This is a genomic window from Mucilaginibacter sp. GW821-FHT07G05 (assembly GCF_059418565.1).
Genome location: NZ_JBWKQC010000012.1, coordinates 43,653 through 63,873 on the forward strand (window position 1 = coordinate 43,653; position 20,221 = coordinate 63,873).

Here is a 20,221-nt window from a genome sequence, read left to right on the forward strand (position 1 = left end):
TGCATCATAATAATTGTTCTTTATTATACTTATCCAGAAAGACAGAGGGAAAGGCCCTATGACGTCTTAGCAACCTGTACCGGCTCTTGAGCTTGTAAAAGGTGCTAATTCCTGCTCCGCCACAAAGGAGGAAGATAAGATGACAAATATTTTAAGACTCGCTCAGCAGCTTTTCTTTTTTGCCTCTTTTCCGGATAAGTCGATACAAAAACATAACTGTTAACGATTTATAAAAAGAGAAACAAAATGAGAATTTACCTTGATAACGCCGCAACCACTCAACTTGATAGCGAGGTATTTACCACCATCACCCCTTACTTACTCGAATTTTTCGGAAATCCTTCGTCGCATCATGAGCATGGCAGGCAGGTAAAAAGTGCTATTGAGCAGGCAAGGCAAACCATTGCAGGTTTACTGAACGCGTCGCCGAACGAGATCATCTTTACAAGTGGTGGTACCGAGGCCGATAACACGGCCATACTATCAAGCGTACGTTCTCACCAAATAAAACACGTTATCACTACGCCTTTTGAACACCATGCGGTACTGCACACGCTGGAAGAACTGCAAAAACAAGGCGAAATAAAATTAAGCTTCATCAATATAGATAGCAGGGGTAACCTTGATATCGATCACCTCGAAACCTTATTGCAAAACAATACACGCTCGCTGGTATCGGTAATGCATGCCAATAACGAAATTGGCAACCTGAACGATATCGAATTGATAGGCGAGGTCTGTTGTAGCTACGGAGCAATTTTTCATTCAGATACGGTTCAAACCATCGGGCATTACCGCCACGATCTGTCAAAACTAAAAACACATTTTTTAGCAGCTTCGGCACATAAGTTTCATGGGCCAAAAGGGGTAGGGTTTCTTTACTGTCGCGATGGTGTACAACTTTCGAGGTTGTTGCACGGCGGCTCGCAGGAACGCAAATTAAGGGCAGGTACCGAGAATATTCACGGTATAATTGGCCTGGCAAAAGCGCTGGAAATAGCTTACCGCGATATTGATGAGCATCAAAAATATATACAAACATTAAAAAACAGGATGATCTATAAACTACAGGAACAGGTTGGCGATGTATATTTCAATGGTAATTCGGCCATTGCAGATAAAAGTCTTTACACTGTGCTAAGCGCGAGCTTGCCGGTTAACGCCAACGCTTTCGATCTGTTAGCTTATCTCGATCAAAACAACATCTCGGTATCGGGCGGCAGCGCCTGCTCTACCGGCTCGGCATCGCATGTATTACAGGCCATTAATGCCGATGCATCGAGGAACACCATTCGTTTCTCGTTCAGTAAATACAATACCGCTGCCGAAATTGACCATGCAGTAAGCGTGTTAGCAGCGGTTTATGATTCGGTTGCAGCATAATTAATTAGGATACAAATAACAACATAAATACATAATCACCATGAGTTTACGATTAGGAGACAAAGCGCCCAACTTTACGGCGCAAACATCATTAGGCGAAATAGATTTTTACGAATTTTTAGGCGACAGCTGGGGCGTGCTATTCTCGCACCCTGCGGACTATACACCTGTGTGTACTACCGAGCTTGGCCGCACGGCATCATTGAAAGATGAGTTTGATAAACGTGATGTAAAGGTAGTTGCCCTGAGTGTTGACGGAGTAGAATCACATAAAGGCTGGATACAGGACATTAACGAAACCCAGAATGTGGAAGTGAACTTCCCGATCATAGCAGATGAGCACCGCGAAATAGCCGAGGTTTATGATATGATTCACCCGAATGCATCGCTAACCGCAACGGTAAGGTCATTGTTCATCATAGCGCCCGATAAAACCATTAAACTGATCATTACTTACCCGGCATCAACAGGAAGAAATTTCCAGGAAATATTACGGGTGATAGATTCATTACAGCTAACCGCCAATTACAGCGTAGCCACACCTGCCGACTGGAAAGAAGGCGAGGACGTGGTGGTGGTACCCGCAATTAAGACGGAAGATATCCCGGCCAAATTTCCTAAAGGTTTTACCCAGGTTAAACCTTATTTGCGCTTAACACCGCAACCCAACAAATAATTTATTGAGCAATTTGATGAATGAGTGCAGGATGTGATAACAACATTGTAGGTTAATTAGTTATCATGCCCACTCAATCACTCATTCACCAAATCACTCAATAACACAAAATAGTCGCGTGACCGAGAGGAGAGGTGGGGGTCTGCAAAACCTTATACGGCAGTTCGAATCTGCCCGCGACGTCTGTAAAAATTACTTGCAATGTCAAAAAACCGTTGCATAAGGTAATTGTTGAGAATATGAATACTTTATCTTATAAATTGCAGTTCGAAATACATCATATCAATAAAAGACATGGAAAATAAAAGTCGCCGAAAATTCATACAAACAAGTTTAACCGCTACAGCGGCAATAGCGGTAGGTTTACAGGCCAAAGGCGCGTTTGCCGCCGATGCATTAGCAGGTGCCGAGCCTTTTAAATTTACACAGGTGGCATTGCCATTTAAATATGCCGATCTGGAGCCAAGCATCGATGCTTTAACCAACGAAATACATTATACCAAGCACCACACCGCTTACATTAAAAATGTAAACGATGCCATAGTTGCCGAAAAGATACCCTACACTACCGAAAAGGAATTTTTTGCCAATGCTTCAAAATTATCAGCAAAAGCACGTAACAATGCAGGCGGCGCCTGGAACCATAACTTCTTTTGGTTAAGCCTGCGTGCACCGGGTGGTGCAGGCCCAAGCGGCAAACTGGCTGATGCTATCACTGCTTCATTCGGTTCGCTTGATAAGTTTAAGGCCGAATTTAATGATGCCGCTACCAAACGTTTTGGTTCGGGTTGGGCATGGTTGGTTAATGATGGCGGCAAGCTGAAAGTAACTTCAACCGCTAACCAGGATAACCCGCTATTTGACAATGCCGAAGTAAAAGGCACGCCGCTTTTAGCGCTTGATGTGTGGGAGCACGCTTATTACCTTAAATACCAAAACCGCAGGCCTGAATACATCGCCGGTTTTTGGAATGTGGTAAACTGGGATGCCGTAGCTAAAAGATTAGTATAAAACATTTAACATAAAAAGCAAAGCGCCGTGTACGAAAAATACACGGCGCTTTGTGTTGTAAAAGGTATTGGTTAAAACCTTACTGTTTCCGGTTCGTAATGGTACACGATCTGGAAGGGAGTGTTTTTAAGCTTGGAGGAGATCTGGCCAATACGCAAATCTTCGGGTTGCAGGGTAGGTTCGCATACCGAATAGGTTTTGCCCTTGTAAACTATAGGTTTGCCTACAGGCTTATCAAGCTGTACCGCTATGGTTATATGTGTAGGATACAGCATGGCTATCATTGGCTTATTGTAGATCTCGCGTACCAAATAAAAGAACAAGGCTGCCCGGTCGTCACAATCGCTGTATTGGGCAAACAAGGTTTCCTCCGGCGACAGGCGTTTTTCCTTGCCATAGTTTTCCTCATCATCTTCATATAAAAAGGCGTAGCGGGTAAAACGCATCAGGTAATCGATGCCTTTCTTTTGGCTCATGCCTTCCAGGTTCTTCTTTAACAGCGGAATGAGTGAACCGTAAGTTTCTTTACTTAGCGGGATGTTAAAATACGATTCAAAATCAACACCCGGATAGTTGGCGAAGATGCTTTGCACGTCCTTATTCAGCTTCACATTAAAGTGGTATACTTTATGCTTATACTCAAACTCCAGCTTTTTCTCTACGTAGTTTTCCGGTTTAAAATCGGGCATGCGGGTAACCTTGTATGAGAATGCCTTTTTAGCTTCGGGCACTATAATATCTACCGGGTAAGGCGGATCCTTATGTAGGTCTGTTTTAGCATAATCGTGGTAATTGAGGCACATGTATTTTTTGTTGTTTACCTCAAAAAACGGAATATCGCTTATGTCTTCATCGTTATAAATATAAAATATCACTTTGTAGTCGGCGGTAAGTGCCAACCTTGCATCGTAGCCCGATTTGGCGAGCAGGAACCATTTGTACAGGGTGTAGCGACTATAATTATCAGCTTTGGGGCTTATTTCCTGCGCTGTTTTACGAATAAGTTGATAATACAGCCAATCGTTAAGGTGGTGGCCGTTTTTATAAGCCAAAAGCGAATCCATCAGTGGCTGATAGACTGATTGGCTGATGCTACTATAAAAGGCTTTTATATCTGCCGGTTTTAATTCGGCAGGTGCCGCGATAACCATATCGGTGTTGATCTCAGCGTTGAAGGTGCCGTCGTAAAAGTCAATAGAGAAGCTGCGCTTATCTTGCCCGTAGGTAGTTGTAAGTGTTAAAAGGAGTAAAACTGTCCCGAATATTTTGAATAAGCGGTCCATAATTGGTTACTTTAATTATATATAAATATAATAATAAATTAATATATAAATCAAAAGTTTTTATTAAAGAAACTATTTTATGTTTTATTGACAAAATTGTAGCAGAAGCATTGGTGTATTTTTTACACTTTTGTATACATGGATACAAATACCGATCAAAAATTCCAGGCCTTAAGCAAACTGGCCGACGGCGATTTCGAAGCTTTTTTATATGATTGTGACGGCACCCTGGCCGATAATATGCCCGCCCATAAAGCAGCGTTTATAAAATTGGCCGCCCAAAGCGGTGTTGACCTTGATGGCGCCGCCATTGTTGATGAACTTGCCGGCTGGCCTGTGGTTAACGTAGTAGAAGAAATTAACAAGCGTTTTAACAGTACATTCGACCCGGTAACTTTTGCCGAGCAACGCTACAAGATATTTTTCGACGAGTTTATTGATGATACCCTGCCGATTGATTTTGTGGTAGAACACTTGAAAGCCAACGCGGGTAAGATCAGGATAGGTATAGTATCCGGAGGACACAGGCACGCGGTTGAAAAAACGCTGCGCATATTGGGCATATACGAACTGGCAGATGTATTGGTATGCGCCGGGGAAACCCCGCATGGCAAGCCTCATGCCGATCCGTTTTTGGCCGCCGCGGCAGCACTGGGTGCCGATCCGGCAAAGTGTATGGTGTTTGAGGATGGCGATGCAGGTGTAAAAGCCGCCGAAGCCGCCGGTATGCAATGGATTCGTATAGACAAGATATAATTTCCCTCAATATTTAAAAAACCTGCAATACATAATGCATTGCAGGTTTTTTTATGTCTTTTTAAGTTTTTGAAAGGATAAAATATTGTATATGAAGCACTGTTTGACAAATTATTTAACAAAAAATATAAAATCTATAGGATTAGTAGTTTATTTTATATAAGTTTGCTGTCAATTACCACAATGTACTTTCAATAATGAAAAAGCTATCACATACTGTTCCATCTCAATGGCTAAATATTGACAACAATATTTTAGTATGTGTATGTTGTTGTTGCTGATCTCCCCATCCCGATAAGTCTTAAAATTTTTCAGGTTTTTTTAATTGCTCATACCTAACTGTAACTGCTTACAGCTGTGTTTTGCTGCGCCTCGAAATAAATTTTCATGCTACGGGTATGCACTGCCGCCAACGGGGCAGTCAATAAAACATTCAAATTTTACCGGATTTAAAAAGGAGGTTTAACGGAATACAACATTTATCAAACCAGTTAACTGCTTAAACAGCAGTAATAAACATAAAGGAGATGCACAAGGCACCTCCCCAGCATTCAATCAAACTGAAACAGGTTATCAATTGGCGTTGCACCTGAATCAATCATATAATTAAACATTGTAAAAATATGCAAAAAAATGACAATGCCGGGCAGTGGTATAAAACCGCCCTGCAAAGCTCATTAGTAAACAAAAAACCGGCTTATTCACGTAATTTAACATTTGCAAAGCCGGGTGTTACTAATTTCTTTTCGCTTTTTAACAGGCAAACGGCCCTTGTGCTTATCAGCCTTATATTAACAGTTCCGTTTGCGGCAAAGGCGCAAAATACTCCCATTATTAACTCCACACTGGAGGGCAGGGTAGTTGACGCGCAAACCAAAGAAACCTTGCCGGGTGCATCGGTATCAATAAAAGGTACCACCCACCAGGTAGCAACCGATGGCGATGGTAAATTTAAATTTGTTACCGGCCAAAAATTCCCGTATACCCTTATTGTAACCTTTGTGGGCTATACCACGCAGGAAACTGTGGCCAATAGCGGCACTATCGAAGTTCGCCTTCAACCGGCATCGCAACAGTTAAATGATGTGGTAGTGGTAGGTTACGGTACTCAACAACGTAAAGATGTAGTAGGTTCCATTTCTAAAATAGATCCGTCTAAAACAAAAACAATACCCGAGGGGAGCTTTGATGCGCAATTGCAAGGTAAGGCAGCCGGTGTACAAATCAATTCAAACATTGGTGTACCGGGTTCTGATATCTTCATCCGGGTACGTGGGGCTACTTCAATTAACGCGAGCAATAGTCCGCTATATGTAATTGACGGTGTATTTGCCAATAACGGTACGCTGCAAAACATTGGCCAAGACAGGGCTACATCGCCATTGGCGGATATAAATCCATCAGATATTCAAAGTATCGAGGTACTGAAAGATGCCGTTGCCATAGCTATTTACGGTTCGCGCGGTGCTAACGGTGTAGTTATAGTAACCACTAAACGCGGTAATTACGGACAGAAGACCAAAATAGAGTTTAGTGCTACAGAAGGTTTCGCGAAAGCGCCAGCCGATAGGGTATGGAAAACTACCACCGGCCCCGAGCATGCTTTGCTGGTGAACGAATACAGCCGCAATATGGGCAAGGCCGAGCCTTTCAGACCGGCCAGCGAGGTTGTTAATGGTGTAGCAGGCAGGGGATTACCCCAGGATCAGCCTACTTATGATCGTATGAGTTACCTGAACCGTACCGCAAGCCTGCGCGATTATGATCTGGGCATCAGCGGAGGTTCCGAAAAAACGAAGTTCTACTTAGGTGCCGGGTATACCAACCAGGAATCTATCTGGAAACCAATGTCGTTTGAGCGCGAGAGCATGAAGATCAACCTCGATCATAAGATCAGCAGCAAGATCTCTATAGGTACAAGCAATACCCTGAGCAGAAGCTACCGCAACCAGGCCCGCCCGGCAAATGGGGGTAATGGTACACTGTTACAGGCATCGTTAAACATACCAACTTACCTACCCATATTTGATGCCAATGGCACACCGCTTAAATGGGTGAACTTTGATAACATCGCTACGCTAACCAGCCGTGTTAACCTATGGTCAACCAGTTTACATTATATAGGTAATACCTATTTAGATATCGAGATCAGCAAGCACTTGAAATTCCATTCGAGCGTGGGTGTTGATTACAACAACTACGAAGAGAACGAATATTGGCAAAAGAACACCATTTTGGGTAATGCCGGTGGTAAGGGCACGCAGAGCGTAACGGCGCTGTCAACCCTGGTTAACGAGCAAACGCTGAACTATAATAACAAAGTTGAAAACCACAGTTTTGGAGTACTTATTGGTAACACCATACAAGGGCAGTTTGTAAAGAACGTAACCGCTACAGGTACGAATTTCCCTAACGACTCATATACTCAAATTTCATCGGCGGCTTTGCAAACAGCATCGCAGTCAAACTCGGTGAATAAGCTGGCTTCGTTCTTTTCGAGGGTAAGTTATGATTATGCCAAAAAATATTATTTAGAGTTTACCGCACGTGCCGATGGTTCATCAAAATTCGGTTCGGATAAACGCTGGGGCTTTTTCCCGGGAGCAGGTGTTTCATGGCGTATTAACCAGGAGAAATTCCTGAAAGATGTACAGCAGATCAGCAACCTGAAACTACGCGCCAGCTATGGTAGCGTGGGTAACCAGGAAGGCATCGACGATTTTGCATCTCGCGGATTATGGAATGGTGGTTATGGCTATTCAGACCAGGCCGGCGGGAGCGAAGGTCCAGGTACGGCGCCATACCAGTTAGGCAACAGCCAGCTGCATTGGGAACGCACCACACAGTTCAGCGTTGGGTTAGATCTGGGCTTGTTTAACGATCGTTTAGGTATTGAGTTTAACTACTACAATAAAAAAACCAGCGATGCATTGCTGAAGATTCCTTTGGCCGCCATAGCAGGTTTCCCGAGCTACTTTAACAACTTCGCGCAGATCAGCAATAAAGGTTTCGAGTTGGGCATTACATCTACCAACGTTAAAACAGAAAGCTTTAACTGGAGTACCGAGTTCAACATCTCACAAAATAAAAACAATATAGATAAGATTCAGGCCGATATTCCATTCGCAGGTCGCGATTTGATCCGCCTGCAACAAGGTAAACCGCTGTACTCTTACTGGTTATACAAACAACTATCCGTTGACCCTCAAACCGGTGATGCCGTATTTGAAGATGTAAACAAGGATGGTAAAATTACCGCCGAAGACCGCCAGATAGTAGGTAGCACATGGCCTAAGTTCTTTGGTGGTTTAACCAACAACTTCAGCTATAAAAGCTTTGATCTGGGTATCTTCTTTACTTACTCATTTGGTAACAAAGTATGGAACCACAACCGCATGCTGGGCGAAACCGGTGGTACGCTGGATGCCAACCGCGTGTTACTGGCCTCACAACTGGACAGGTGGACAACTCCCGGACAAATTACCGATGTACCAAGGTTAACTGATGCCAACTATTCAAGGCAGGAGAACAGCCGCTTTTTGGAAGATGGCTCGTTTGTGAGATTGCGCTCACTGTCATTTGGTTACACATTGCCAAAATCACTTACCGAGAGGGCTAAAATTGAGCGCCTGCGTGTATTTGTTACCGGCTCAAATCTGCTGCTGTTCACCAAATACAAAGGTGCCGATCCGGAATCAAACATCGGCCGGGATAACATACAGGGATACGATTATGGCGTGCCGCCGCAGCCGCGCACCATTCAATTCGGTTTAAACTTAACGCTTTAATATCATGAAAAAATTAACATATATAACACTTTCGCTGATAACGGTATTCGCGCTGTCGTCGTGCAAAAAGTACCTTGAAACCGAGCCTAAAAACTTTGTTTCCGACGAAACACCCATATTCGATGCCATTTCCAGTCAAACCGCTTTGCGTGGTGTATACCGCCAGTTAGGCTCAACCGGTTATTATGGCGAAACTTATGTTACGTTAGGTTATTTTCCTACCGGGGATGTGAAAAACCTCACTACAGGCGGCGCGGCTAACCTGGTGAATGTGAATTTCAGGGCTGATGATGTGAACTTTAATACCGCGTGGACGGCTATTTATTACACCATTAACCGTGCTAACAACGTAATTACCCGCGTACCTGATGTGCAAGATCCTTTGTTTACCGACGCTGCCAAGAACCAGGTAGTAGGTGAGGCAAAATTTATCCGCGCGCTGGCTTACTTTGATTTGGCCAGAGCATGGGGCGGCGCGCAGATCATCCTGAAACCAACCACATCCATACAAGACCTGCCGAACATAAAACGCAGCACTTTAGATGAAACCTATGCGCAGGTATTAAAAGACCTGGACGAAGCCGAAGCTGTATTGCCCGATGCAGTAAACCGCATACGTGCTACAAAGCGTACCGTTTGGGCATTAAAGGCAAGGTTATACCTGTACCGCCAGCAATGGGCATTGGCCGAAGAATTTGCAACCAAGCTGATCGATAAACCGGCCGATTACAAACTGTTGAAGCCTTTCAGCTCGTGGTTTGCCAATAATGTGGTGGCTACGCAGGAGTCGATCTTTGAGTTGGAATACAGTGCCATTAACCAAAGCACCATCCGTGCGCAAATGCAGCATCCTACCAATGGCGGTACCTATCGCTACGCGCCAACAGATAAGTTTGTGCAGTTACTGAATGATCCTGCTGTATCGGGTGGCCGTAAAGCCTTAATAGGCAGCGTCACACAGGCCGGTAATACCTTGTGGTTTGGTAATTTATACTATCGTAAAGATGCTACCGATCCTGCTTATATTTTCAGGATAGCCGAAATATACCTGATCCGTGCAGAAGCAAGGGCGCACCTTAATAAATTATCAGATGTGGATGGCGCCTTGTTCGATTTGAACCAGGTACGTGCAAGGGCAGAAGTAGCACCGTCAACCGCTGTTACGCAGCAGGAAATACTATTGGCAATTGAGAACGAACGCCGTGTAGAATTTGCTTGGGAAGCACACCGCTGGTTTGATTTGGCACGTACCGGAAGGGCTAAAACAGTGCTGGAGGCCATCGACCCTAACATTAAAGTTGAAGCTTATGAGTTACTGTTCCCGGTACCTATTACGCAAATACAGCTCGACCATAACTTAACGCAAAACCCCGGCTACATAGGCAATTAATTTATCAGACCGCTATTAAAATTATAACCGTATGAGTTTTTTTAATATATCCAAAGGACATTCTTCGCAATGGAAGAATTATGAAAAACTGGCGCTGCGCTTCTTCTTCATTTATTTTGTGATACAGGCCGTACCGCTCGACTGGAAGTTTTATCGTGCCCTGTTTTCGATAAACTGGCTGCACCTCAATTTTTACGACCTGTTCAGCCTATCGAAATACTCACCGCAATTCTTTTCACTTACCGGCTACAGCAACTGGCTGGTGGCTATAGTGATAGCTTTAGCGGGCACCGCTATTTGGACGGCCGTGCAAAAAAAAGAAGAGAATTACGACAGCCAGCTTTACTGGTTGCGGGTAATATTGCGTTACAGGCTGGCTATCGGCATTATCGCTTACGGGCTCATCAAATTGTTCCCGTTGCAAATGCCGTATCCATCGTTAAGCAACCTGCACACCAACTACGGCGATTTTTTTGCCTGGAAGATATATTTTCATACCATAGGTATAGTACAAGGCTACGAGGTGTTTTTGGGCATAGCCGAAATACTGGCGGGCGCGCTGCTGTTCTTTCGCCGTACGGTTACTTTTGGTACCGGTATTATACTGGGCTTTACCGGTAATGTACTGGCTGCCAATATAGCTTATGATGCCGGCGAGCAGGTGTACAGCGCCTACCTTGTAGTCATAGCCCTGTTCTTATTCGCTTACGATGCGCCGCGTTTATATAACCTGCTCATCCAGGAAAATTATACCATCGCCAATAAGTTCAACCCTGTTTTCAGCGAAAGTAGGCTGAAGAAACTGCGCATCGGTTTACGTGCGGTATTTGTGTTGTTTGTAGTGGTTTTAGGTTTTACTACCTATGCCAACTACAATACCGCGCCCTATAAATTACCGCAAACGCCGGGCATAAAAGGCACCTATGGCTTTTACAATGTACGCCAGTTTAAGTTGAACAATAAAGAGATCCCGTATACTACTACCGATAGCAACCGCTGGCAAAATGTAGTGTTTGAAAAATGGGCGACCATCAGTATCAAGATAGCCAAGCCTATTAAGCTGGACGCTGGTACAGGCGATGTATACCAGGTAAACGATATCGACCGCGATTTTGAATCGGCAGGAGTAGGCGGCAGGCGTTATTATGCCTACAAGGCTGATACACTGGGTAGAACCATATCGCTTCAAAACAAAAACAAATACTACCCTAACGAAAAGTATCAGCTTAGCTATCAATTGGTAAACGATTCTACCATTATTGTTCAGGGGGTAAATGAACACCGCGATTCGGTATATGCCGTGCTGGACAAGATCACCAAGAAATACCTGTTGTTTGAAGGCCGCAGAAAACCTATAAAACTGTAAGGCCATGGCAGCATACACAGATACAATTGCAGAAGAACCTGTAGCAGCGGTAAACGCCGCCGCTACAGGTTCAGATACGGCAGCCCCGGTTTGGACAAATACCGAGAAGATAGCCTTCCGTATCGCTTTTATCTTCTTTTTTATACTGACGGTTCCGCTCACGCTGGAGTACTATCAGCAATGGTTTAATATAAATTGGCTTAATCCTCATATCCGCGATCTGGGAGGCCTTGGTGGTTCTGGTCTTTACTTTACAAGTATTAAATCAGAGAGCGGCATATTTGGATTGGCCAGTTATATCAACTGGGGCATAAGTTTGGTGATCGCCATTATTGGTGGAGGCATCTGGACATTGATTGACCGTAAAACTACCAATTACCGGGTATTGTACTACTTTATTACGGTAGCTGTAACCTTCGCCATGATCACCCGTTTGCAGGGGCTTACCTTTTCAAAGATCTTCCCTTCGCAAATGCCCGAACTGGCCTTAACGCAACTGAATACCCCCTTTGGCGATTTTGTAGCGCAAAAACTTTACTGGATACAGCTGAGCTTTGTACCCCGCTACGAAACCTTTTTAGGCTTGGCCGAACTGCTGGTAATGATATTGCTGTTCTTCCGTAAAACAAGGGCGTTTGGTGCCGCGCTGGCGATATCAATGATAGGCAACATTGCCATATCAAACCATGTGTATGATGGTGGCGTGCATGTGCTGGCATCGTTTTACGCCCTGGGCGGCACTTTTGTATTGTGGCGCTACCTGCCCGCGATATGGAATTTGCTGGTGCGCGAAAAAAATGTAAAGCCGCAATTGTATTATTTTCCCTTCAACAAGCCCTGGCAAAAGGATGTCCGCATTGGGCTTAAAGTGTTTACGGTGGCTATTTATTTTGTACTGAGCGCTTATCTGCATTACGATAACTACAAGCACGACTCATACAAAGTACCTGCAAAGCCGGGATTGGCTAACTCACGTGGGTTATACGAGGTTACCGAATTTAAGGTGAATAATCAGTCTGTGCCATACTCGCCGCTTGATTCTTTACGCTGGCAAAATGTAACGTTCGAAAAATGGTCTACCATATCATTTACAGTATTCAACATCTTCAATATACATGGCGAAGCGGGGCGGGGCAAGCAGTTTAAAGATGTTGACCGCACGTATGAGTCGGCAGGTACCGGCGGTGGCCGCAGACATTATTATTATGAGGCCGACACCGTGAAAAAGATCCTTGTGCTATATAACAAGAACAAAAGATATAAGGACGAAAAGCTGTTGCTGCATTATAACCGGCCGAATAATAACCGCATTGTATTATGGGGCAACAACGAGTATAAACAACCCATTTATGTAGTGCTGGACAGAAACGACAAGCAATACGCGCTTTACGAGGGCCGCGAAAAGCCCTTTATTGATAAACCCTGATAATATAAATTTTAGCAATTAATAATCATGGCTGAAGTAATTACCGAACCCCAAACCGCTCCCGCTAATACCGAAGTGAAAATACCGGCACAGGCATTTGAATTTAACCCCTGGACAAATATCGAGAAGATAGCTTTCCGCATAGCCTTCGTGTTTTTCGGTTTGTTCTCTATCCCGTTAGATGAAGGCTTTTATGTGTTCATTTACAATATCGATTATGCCCACTTAAACTACCGGCAGCTTACCGAAATTGTGGCATTCTTTAATCCGCAGTTCATAAACATATTTTCGGCAAGCGGCTTTTTTGGGCTGGAGAGTTATGTGAACGTGCCCCTTGTGCTGCTGGTAGCCTTGCTTACCGCGGCTATCTGGACAAAACTTGATAAAAACAGTAAAGAATATCATAAGCTCTACTATTGGGTAAGGGTAATTGCCCGTTACCGTGTGGCTTATGCCGCTATCGCCTGGGGGTATAAAAAGCTGTTCATTATGCAAATGCCCAGCGGAAACGAGGGCTTGTATAATACCGAGTTTATCGATTTTTTCGCCAAACGTTTGTATTGGGAGGCAATAGGGGTAGCTCCGCGTTACGAAGTGTTCTTGGGCTTCGCCGAATTTATAGGCGGCTTCCTGCTGCTGTTCCGTAAAACTACGGGATTAGGCGCGGCTATTACCTTTGTGGTGTTCGGTAACATCGCGATAGCAAACCACGCTTATGATATTGGTGAGCATGTACCAAGCGCAGGTTTGGCCGCTGTTTCGCTGTTTATTTTATGGTATGATCTGCCCGGTATATGGAATTTGATAGTGAACCAAGTGAATACCCGCATAGTGCATTACTACCCGGTATTTAAAGTGCGCTGGCAAAAATACCTGCGCTGGGCTATTAAGTATTCGTTCAATTTTGTATTCGTGCTGTTGTTCTTCATTTTTGAAGTGTATGGCTATACGCATAACGATTTTTATAAGATCCCGAACACACCAGGTTTAGCAGGAGCAAAGGGCTACTACAATGTAACCGAGTTTAAGCTGAACGGCAAGGTGATCCCGTATTCGCCGCTGGATAGTATACGATGGCACGATGCCGCTTTTGAAGAATGGTCGTCATTAAGCTTTAAGGTAGCCAACAGGCCGCAACAGATAGAAATGTTTGCCGCAGGCAGTTACCCCGGCAATGATGAGGTGTACGATGGGAAATGGCATTTTGACTGGCGCGGCGATATCCGTAGGTTCAAAGAGGGAAAGAAAAAGAAGAAGCACAGCGCTGAGGGGCGCGATCTGAGTATCACCTGGGAGCTATCCGGCTTAGGCGGCAGGCAATACTATTATTATAAGGCCGATACGGTTAATCACGTATTGCATCTTATCAACAAAAACAAAGCGAACCGCGATCAGAAACAGGAGCTACATTACAGCAGGCCAACGGCAAACCGGGTTATTTTGTGGGGAACAAACGAGTTTAAAGATTCTATTTACGTGGTGTTAGACCGTACCCATCAGCAATACCCGTTAGCTGCCGAGCGCGATACCAAACTCACGTTTACACCATAAATGAACGATAAGCGGAAATTAGAATATCTTTGCGGTTTACATAAACAGCATGCTTGATATTCTTTTTCGCGACGAACACCTGATAGCTATTAACAAACCACATGGTTTGCTGGTGCACCGTTCGCCCATTGCCATTGATGCCGAGGAGTTTGCCCTGCAAATGCTCCGCGATCAGATTGGCCAAAAGGTGAACCCCGTGCACCGTATAGACAGGAAAACCGGCGGACTGCTGCTGTTTGCTTTCGATAAACCAACAGAGATAGCCATGCAGCAGCAGTTTATGGAAAACCAGGTGAGCAAAAGCTATTTGGCCATAGTACGTGGTTATACTGATGACAGCGGCGAGATAGATTACGCCTTACGTAAGGAGAACGGAACTTTGCAGGAGGCCTTTACCGCTTACACTACCTTACATCGTGCTGAAATTGATGTACCGCTGGGCGCGCACGCCACTTCAAGGTATTCGCTGCTAAGGGTGGTGCCCACTACGGGGCGTATGCATCAGATCCGTAAGCATTTAAGCCATATTTTTCATCCTATTATTGGCGACCGCACACACGGCTGCAATAAGCAAAATAGGTTTTTTAAAGAGAAGTGGGACATGACCACCATGTTGTTACACGCTGAAAATTTAGCGTTCAAACATCCCGTAACCGGTGAACAGGTAACTATAAACGCGCCTGTATTGCCTGGTTTTAAACAGGTTATGGATATGATGGGCTGGGCTTTGTAATCAATAGCCGAAATCAGTATCTCGTAAAAATATTGTTTCAATAACGATTTAGCATCACGTTTTCAAAAACAAAATTGTAAGGCACGTTGTAATTATTAAAAAAGCGTGTTATGTTAGCCCCTGTTAGTTATAGACTATTCCATGATGGAAAGTATCGTGTTATTTCCATTATCCCTGTAAATGAAACCCTTCCAAACGGGATGCTGCATTCAACGGGTGTGTATAAACTTTCTGAAGGGCCTGTAGGTTTGGGCGAGATCGTGTTTGACAGTAAGATGGAAAACTGGGAGTATAACGGCTTCGGCGACATCAGCTACCAGCAGGTAAACGAAATAATGCTCTACATAAAAAGGATAAACGAAGAGCAGGACGAACTGTAGCATTTAGCCACGTTTCTGAATGATCTTGGCACCTTTCTTAATCATTAGTTGCTGCTCTTTCGAAAACTCTTCGCGACCGCCAAAATCCTGCACCCAATACTTTTTACTGGTTGATACGCCCACTTCTTTAAAACCCGGGTTCATGAGGTTGCGGCAATGGCCTTCGCTTTTAAACCAGCCGTTTTGTACTTCCTCAATGCTTATTTGCCCAAAGGCTATGTTTTCGCCAATCTCAAAACTACGGAAACCTTTGTAGGTATACCCCGCGTTAATAATACGGTCCTGAATGCGGCGGCCATCTTTGCTTTCGTGGTTAAAGTAGTTGCGTTTGGCCATATCTTCGGCATGGCCTTCGGCAGCCTTTTCGAGTTGTTCGTTCCAAACCAGGGGAGGTGCGGGCGGCATGTATTGCGTACCACATTTGCAACCGGACTGGCGCACGCGGTTTATTCGGTCTAAAAACTCCTGCTTAAAACTGCTGTTACTGTAGTCCTGCGTGTTGCTAAGCAGTATCAATATAAAACTTAATCCTGCTATACTTAATCCCAATCGTTTCATATATCAGTATGACAAACGATAAAGCCGGTGGTTTAATTATGTGGCTTTGCTGATTTTTAAATCAAGATCAGATAGATGCCAGCTTTTTAGTCACAACAGGTTTAGCGGTTCTTTTATTCAACGCTTTCTTTTTTACCGGTTGATTATCGGCTATGCTGAGTGTTTTAGCGGTATTGATGCGTAAGGTATCGCTCAATAATTTTGATTTGCGAAGCGCTATTGAGGCCTTCTTTTTATCCTTCATTTTGGTATACAGCCTTGCGTAACTTTTTTGCACCACAGCCTGTTTAGGCGCAACGCCGGTATGGGTGGATAGCGCGAGTGCCTCGTTCAGATCGCGCATGGCAAGGGTATAATCTTTAATATCGGTTTTTATGGCTGCCAGTTTTATCAGCGATGTAATAATGTTGGCTGTATCATTCTTCATCCGCGATAGCGTGTTCGATTGCAATATAAACCATTTGGCCTGGCTGTATTTTTTTTGAGTATGATATATCTTAGCCAGGTTATCAAAAGAAGTACGCAAACCTGTAGTATCGCTGTATTTGCTGTACACATGCAACGCCTGATAGGTATAGTTAAGGGCCTCGTTTTGGCAATTGAGTTTTTGGCGTTTATTCAACAGGCTATCGTATTGCAGCATGTATTCACCGGCTATTTGAATATAGATGGGGCCTTTCAGCGAATCGTTAGTAGTTAGTTGCAATTGTTGTTTCAGGCTATCAAGGCCAATACGGAGGGTATCGGTATCACCGGCAATGGCTGATGATCTTATGGAAACGGCAATAATAATTGTAATCAGGGTAAGCAGTTTTTTCATATACTGTACAGGCTGTAAAATAACTTATTACGCCTACAACAAATAGAATGCCCCAATTTTGCTTCTGCCCAAATTATTTCATCCGCATAAAAACATTATAGCCTTTAAGTATGTTTCGGGCATTTGGTGGTTGAAAAATATTCCGGATAAAAAATAAGCCGATAATGCAGATCATCGGCTTAGTATAATATTTAGTACAATAAATGTTCAGGAAATTATTTTATCAGCAGCTCGTACTTATTTAAAAAGTTGCGCAGAAAAGCCACTTTGGTAAACAGCAGGTTGAAAGTGATAATACCCACAATAGCGGTTGTAATACCAAACAATACATCCAGCACATAGTGGTGACTGGTGTACACTGCCGAAAACCATATACCTATCATCACCAAACCAAAAAACAGGTTAACCCAACCCAGTCGGTTTTTAATGCCATAATACAGCACAATAACCGGGTACGATGAATGCAGCGAAGGCATAGCCGCGAAAACGTTTGACCCCTTAGCGTAAATGGTTTGAAATATATTCACCCCAAAAAAGCGGTCGAATTTAAATAGCTCGCCGGTATTGCCGGGAGTATGCTTAATAAAATCAAAACCGTGATGCTGCACATACCATGGCGGTGCGGCAGGGTAGGTGTAATAAACCACAAAGCCCAGCAGGTTAACCAAAAAGAAGGTGAGTAGAAAGCTCAAAAACTGCCTGCGGTTATAAAAAAACAGGTAAACCGCAAAACCCATAGGTACGGGGATCCAGCAGAGGTAAAATATACCGCTCATTACATCTAAAAATGTAAGGCTGTTTAGTCGCCAGTATTCGTTGGGGGTAAGCAGGCTGCTGTTGAAATTAATCCCGAAGATAGATTTTTCGGCATTGTACAGGCCTGCGATATGTACCGGGTTATAATCATAATTAGGAAAAGCCTTCATATAATCATAAATGATCCAGTAGATCACGAAGATGGCAAAACCTGTAATAAACTTACGCGTAATGCCCGACGCGTAAAAGAACGCGTTAAAAAGAAATACGAGAAATAACTGGTCGGTTTTAAAACCTACCAGCAGCCATGATAGCAGCAGGTATGCAATAGAAGCAAGCGAAACAGTAAGTACCGATGTGGTGTTTAATGTTTTAACTGCGGCAGCAGTTTGTGCCATATTATTTTTTAATGAAATCTGAACGGAACACCTTGTCCCACATAGGTGAGCTTACGCCATAACCTTTGCTTGGGTCGGAGTAGTGATGCAGCATGTGGTGCTGCTTAATTTTTTTCCAAAAGCTGTTTTTGAAATTAAAGTGATGTATAGCATAGTGAGATATATCATACACCAGGTAACCTATAATAAAGCCCGGGAAAAATGCATTGGCATAATGCAGCGGTAATAACCATTTAAACAAAAAGTAAAAACCGGTAGCCAGCGGAATACTTGCCGATGGCGGCATTACCAATCTTTTGGCATCGCTTGGGTAATCATGATGTACGCCGTGGAAAATAAAGTGCAAACGCAATGCCCATCCGGCTTTAGGTACAAAATGGAAAACAAAGCGGTGTAAAATGTATTCAACAAACGTCCATACGAATAAGCCGCCCAACACCAGGCCAAAGAATAAGCCTACGCCAATATTATCTTCAAAAAGCGCAAGGTATGAGCAATATAGAATAACCGGAACGTACACATATAATGGTACGGTGTAATGTACTTTAGATAAACTTTCAAGGAAGTCGTTTTTGAACATCCTTACCGATTCCTGTGAATTTGAAACAAAATTCTTCATCTTACTATTCAGGGTTTAAACCTTTCTGTTATTTCTTTGCCTGTTGATATATCTGTGCCCTTAAATTCCACATATATAACGTTTGGCGACCAAAAGGCTCCTCCATTAATCCTGATGAAAATACGGTTAAGAATTACTTGCCTTTTAGAAATAGTTACGAAGATATGATATTTTCCGTCACTTCCCTTCATTAACGTGAGCGGAATTTTTTTGTATGACACAAATCTGATATCGTACTTATCCTTGCCCACATTTTTAATATTGAGCCCGTAAGCGAATTTTCGCTGTATAAAATTGAGCTCTTCGCGTTGCCCTTTATCGGTATAGCGCAGCCAGTAAGCATGCACCGGGCCGTCGTCTTCATCAGCTTCGCCGTTCTTATTCAATACAATATCGTAGGCTACGGTATTGGTATTAGGATCGCGCTGTAAATAAAATAAACGTAAATGATTGGCTGCCGGGGTAGGGAACTTTTCATCTGCAAGGGTATCTAACTTAGCAATGCCATGGTTATTTACACTTGCAGATGCGGTAAAACATACGAACGAAAAAAAGAATAGTACAGTAAAAATTAACCTCATGCTTACGCCTGTTCCTTTTCTTCAAGGGCTTTTTTAGCGTCTCTTAACCTGTTAAAAGCGGTAACGTTGGTTAAAACGGCCAGTATGGTAATAGGTATAGTGAAGATCGACATGGTTTCGAACACGTGGTACCTGATACCCGGGATAAACAATTTATAATCGCCGCCAATGTAGTTAGACATGATGCCGCAAAGCATGGCGCAAAGGCCAATGGTTACCACACGCTCGGGGCGTTGCATCAAGCCGCCTTTTACCTCAACACCTAATCCTTCGGCACGTGCACGTACATAGCTTACCATCATAGAGCCGATTAGCGCTATAAACGCGAATATCGAACTTAAAAAATAGTGGTGTGCTACCAGGTAATAGCAAATACCTAAAAACATGATGAGTTCGCTGTAACGGTCGAGTACCGAATCGTACAGTGCGCCAAAGGTTGATTTCATGTTGCCTAAACGGGCTACCTGCCCATCAAGCATATCAAATAAGCCTGCAAATAGGATAAGGCCACCGGCCCAGCCTACATAGCTAAAATCAATACGGCTGCCACCTTCGGCGCCGGTAATAAATATAATGGCCACACCCACATTCAGTATAAAACCGATTGAGGTAACCGCGTTAGGTGTAAGGCCAAGTTTGATCAATACCTTTACAAAAGGATCGATCACCTTATAAATACCCAGCTGCAAATTGGTGCGCAGCGTTGTAGTTGTTGTTGTTTGTGCCATAATTTTTAATTCGTGTTA

Annotated in this window: 18 protein-coding genes, 1 tRNA gene and 1 riboswitch; of the genes, 12 read left to right on the forward strand and 7 right to left on the reverse strand. The window is 43.6% G+C overall.

The window, feature by feature from the left end; translation table 11 throughout:
- The first annotated feature begins 26 nt into the window (after window positions 1–26).
- A riboswitch (SAM riboswitch) is annotated at window positions 27–141 on the forward strand.
- Window positions 142–246: 105 nt separating this feature from the next.
- The 4 genes from AC07NA_RS23405 to AC07NA_RS23420 all read left to right on the forward strand — a co-directional run bounded on the left by AC07NA_RS23405 (window position 247) and on the right by AC07NA_RS23420 (window position 3,070).
- Window positions 247–1,383 carry a cysteine desulfurase family protein gene (locus AC07NA_RS23405; RefSeq protein WP_494900212.1) on the forward strand — a complete coding sequence of 379 codons (1,137 nt, stop codon included), beginning with the start codon at window positions 247–249 and terminating at the stop codon, window positions 1,381–1,383.
- A 40-nt stretch (window positions 1,384–1,423) separates the two neighbouring features.
- Complete coding sequence (locus AC07NA_RS23410) at window positions 1,424–2,059, forward strand: peroxiredoxin (protein WP_494900214.1); 636 nt, start codon at window positions 1,424–1,426, stop codon at window positions 2,057–2,059.
- Between the two features lie 112 nt (window positions 2,060–2,171).
- A tRNA-Cys gene (locus AC07NA_RS23415) sits at window positions 2,172–2,242 on the forward strand.
- 111 nt (window positions 2,243–2,353) lie between these two features.
- Entirely contained in the window at window positions 2,354–3,070 is a 717-nt protein-coding gene (locus AC07NA_RS23420) for a superoxide dismutase (RefSeq protein ID WP_494900215.1), read from the forward strand.
- A 71-nt stretch (window positions 3,071–3,141) separates the two neighbouring features.
- Here the strand turns inward: AC07NA_RS23420 and AC07NA_RS23425 are convergent, their stop codons facing one another.
- Window positions 3,142–4,353, reverse strand: coding sequence for a hypothetical protein (locus AC07NA_RS23425; RefSeq protein WP_494900217.1), 1,212 nt, complete (start codon window positions 4,351–4,353; stop codon window positions 3,142–3,144).
- A gap of 138 nt (window positions 4,354–4,491) precedes the next feature.
- On the opposite strand from AC07NA_RS23425, the gene AC07NA_RS23430 reads away from it, so the two are divergent.
- The 8 genes from AC07NA_RS23430 (at window position 4,492) to AC07NA_RS23465 (ending at window position 15,743) form a co-directional block, all read left to right on the forward strand.
- Window positions 4,492–5,109, forward strand: coding sequence for an HAD family hydrolase (locus AC07NA_RS23430; protein WP_494900219.1), 618 nt, complete (start codon window positions 4,492–4,494; stop codon window positions 5,107–5,109).
- 623 nt (window positions 5,110–5,732) lie between these two features.
- Window positions 5,733–8,897, forward strand: a complete 3,165-nt coding sequence (locus AC07NA_RS23435) for a SusC/RagA family TonB-linked outer membrane protein (RefSeq protein ID WP_494900221.1) — start codon at window positions 5,733–5,735, stop codon at window positions 8,895–8,897.
- A gap of 4 nt (window positions 8,898–8,901) precedes the next feature.
- The gene (locus tag AC07NA_RS23440) at window positions 8,902–10,287 is read left to right on the forward strand and encodes a RagB/SusD family nutrient uptake outer membrane protein (protein WP_345212936.1); all 1,386 of its coding nucleotides are present in this window, start codon (window positions 8,902–8,904) and stop codon (window positions 10,285–10,287) included.
- A 31-nt stretch (window positions 10,288–10,318) separates the two neighbouring features.
- Complete coding sequence (locus AC07NA_RS23445) at window positions 10,319–11,653, forward strand: DoxX family protein (protein ID WP_494900224.1); 1,335 nt, start codon at window positions 10,319–10,321, stop codon at window positions 11,651–11,653.
- A gap of 4 nt (window positions 11,654–11,657) precedes the next feature.
- Window positions 11,658–13,079: a hypothetical protein gene (locus AC07NA_RS23450; RefSeq protein WP_494900226.1), complete on the forward strand. Its 1,422-nt coding sequence runs from the start codon at window positions 11,658–11,660 to the stop codon at window positions 13,077–13,079.
- A gap of 27 nt (window positions 13,080–13,106) precedes the next feature.
- The gene (locus AC07NA_RS23455) at window positions 13,107–14,630 is read left to right on the forward strand and encodes a hypothetical protein (RefSeq protein WP_494900228.1); all 1,524 of its coding nucleotides are present in this window, start codon (window positions 13,107–13,109) and stop codon (window positions 14,628–14,630) included.
- 49 nt (window positions 14,631–14,679) lie between these two features.
- A complete protein-coding gene (locus tag AC07NA_RS23460; RefSeq protein ID WP_494900230.1) occupies window positions 14,680–15,363 on the forward strand; it encodes a pseudouridine synthase in 684 nt (227 codons plus the stop codon).
- A gap of 110 nt (window positions 15,364–15,473) precedes the next feature.
- Window positions 15,474–15,743: a hypothetical protein gene (locus tag AC07NA_RS23465; RefSeq protein ID WP_494900232.1), complete on the forward strand. Its 270-nt coding sequence runs from the start codon at window positions 15,474–15,476 to the stop codon at window positions 15,741–15,743.
- Window positions 15,744–15,746: 3 nt separating this feature from the next.
- On the opposite strand, the gene AC07NA_RS23470 is transcribed toward AC07NA_RS23465, so the two are convergent.
- The 6 genes from AC07NA_RS23470 to AC07NA_RS23495 all read right to left on the reverse strand — a co-directional run bounded on the left by AC07NA_RS23470 (window position 15,747) and on the right by AC07NA_RS23495 (window position 20,203).
- A complete protein-coding gene (locus tag AC07NA_RS23470; RefSeq protein WP_494900234.1) occupies window positions 15,747–16,301 on the reverse strand; it encodes a CAP domain-containing protein in 555 nt (184 codons plus the stop codon).
- 67 nt (window positions 16,302–16,368) lie between these two features.
- Window positions 16,369–17,121, reverse strand: a complete 753-nt coding sequence (locus tag AC07NA_RS23475) for a hypothetical protein (protein ID WP_494900236.1) — start codon at window positions 17,119–17,121, stop codon at window positions 16,369–16,371.
- 215 nt (window positions 17,122–17,336) lie between these two features.
- Window positions 17,337–18,275 (reverse strand): phosphatase PAP2 family protein, encoded by a 939-nt coding sequence (locus AC07NA_RS23480; protein WP_494900238.1) that lies wholly within the window; start codon window positions 18,273–18,275, stop codon window positions 17,337–17,339.
- Between the two features lies 1 nt (window position 18,276).
- Window positions 18,277–18,894 (reverse strand): sterol desaturase family protein, encoded by a 618-nt coding sequence (locus tag AC07NA_RS23485; protein ID WP_345212945.1) that lies wholly within the window; start codon window positions 18,892–18,894, stop codon window positions 18,277–18,279.
- Window positions 18,895–18,902: 8 nt separating this feature from the next.
- Window positions 18,903–19,475: a DUF4833 domain-containing protein gene (locus tag AC07NA_RS23490; RefSeq protein ID WP_494900240.1), complete on the reverse strand. Its 573-nt coding sequence runs from the start codon at window positions 19,473–19,475 to the stop codon at window positions 18,903–18,905.
- 2 nt (window positions 19,476–19,477) lie between these two features.
- Window positions 19,478–20,203, reverse strand: a complete 726-nt coding sequence (locus tag AC07NA_RS23495; RefSeq protein ID WP_345212947.1) for a CDP-alcohol phosphatidyltransferase family protein — start codon at window positions 20,201–20,203, stop codon at window positions 19,478–19,480.
- Window positions 20,204–20,221: the final 18 nt, after the last annotated feature.

Bases quoted from the DNA above. Each gene is read 5' to 3' on its own strand.
- AC07NA_RS23465 (WP_494900232.1), top strand. From the start codon at position 15,474: ATGTTAGCCCCTGTTAGTTATAGACTATTCCATGATGGAAAGTATCGT.
- AC07NA_RS23485 (WP_345212945.1), bottom strand. From the start codon at position 18,894: ATGAAGAATTTTGTTTCAAATTCACAGGAATCGGTAAGGATGTTCAAA.
- AC07NA_RS23440 (WP_345212936.1), top strand. From the start codon at position 8,902: ATGAAAAAATTAACATATATAACACTTTCGCTGATAACGGTATTCGCG.
- AC07NA_RS23425 (WP_494900217.1), bottom strand. From the start codon at position 4,353: ATGGACCGCTTATTCAAAATATTCGGGACAGTTTTACTCCTTTTAACA.
- AC07NA_RS23460 (WP_494900230.1), top strand. From the start codon at position 14,680: ATGCTTGATATTCTTTTTCGCGACGAACACCTGATAGCTATTAACAAA.
- AC07NA_RS23470 (WP_494900234.1), bottom strand. From the start codon at position 16,301: ATGAAACGATTGGGATTAAGTATAGCAGGATTAAGTTTTATATTGATA.
- AC07NA_RS23450 (WP_494900226.1), top strand. From the start codon at position 11,658: ATGGCAGCATACACAGATACAATTGCAGAAGAACCTGTAGCAGCGGTA.
- AC07NA_RS23490 (WP_494900240.1), bottom strand. From the start codon at position 19,475: ATGAGGTTAATTTTTACTGTACTATTCTTTTTTTCGTTCGTATGTTTT.
- AC07NA_RS23405 (WP_494900212.1), top strand. From the start codon at position 247: ATGAGAATTTACCTTGATAACGCCGCAACCACTCAACTTGATAGCGAG.
- AC07NA_RS23430 (WP_494900219.1), top strand. From the start codon at position 4,492: ATGGATACAAATACCGATCAAAAATTCCAGGCCTTAAGCAAACTGGCC.
- AC07NA_RS23475 (WP_494900236.1), bottom strand. From the start codon at position 17,121: ATGAAAAAACTGCTTACCCTGATTACAATTATTATTGCCGTTTCCATA.
- AC07NA_RS23495 (WP_345212947.1), bottom strand. From the start codon at position 20,203: ATGGCACAAACAACAACAACTACAACGCTGCGCACCAATTTGCAGCTG.
- AC07NA_RS23445 (WP_494900224.1), top strand. From the start codon at position 10,319: ATGAGTTTTTTTAATATATCCAAAGGACATTCTTCGCAATGGAAGAAT.
- AC07NA_RS23420 (WP_494900215.1), top strand. From the start codon at position 2,354: ATGGAAAATAAAAGTCGCCGAAAATTCATACAAACAAGTTTAACCGCT.
- AC07NA_RS23410 (WP_494900214.1), top strand. From the start codon at position 1,424: ATGAGTTTACGATTAGGAGACAAAGCGCCCAACTTTACGGCGCAAACA.
- AC07NA_RS23435 (WP_494900221.1), top strand. From the start codon at position 5,733: ATGCAAAAAAATGACAATGCCGGGCAGTGGTATAAAACCGCCCTGCAA.
- AC07NA_RS23480 (WP_494900238.1), bottom strand. From the start codon at position 18,275: ATGGCACAAACTGCTGCCGCAGTTAAAACATTAAACACCACATCGGTA.
- AC07NA_RS23455 (WP_494900228.1), top strand. From the start codon at position 13,107: ATGGCTGAAGTAATTACCGAACCCCAAACCGCTCCCGCTAATACCGAA.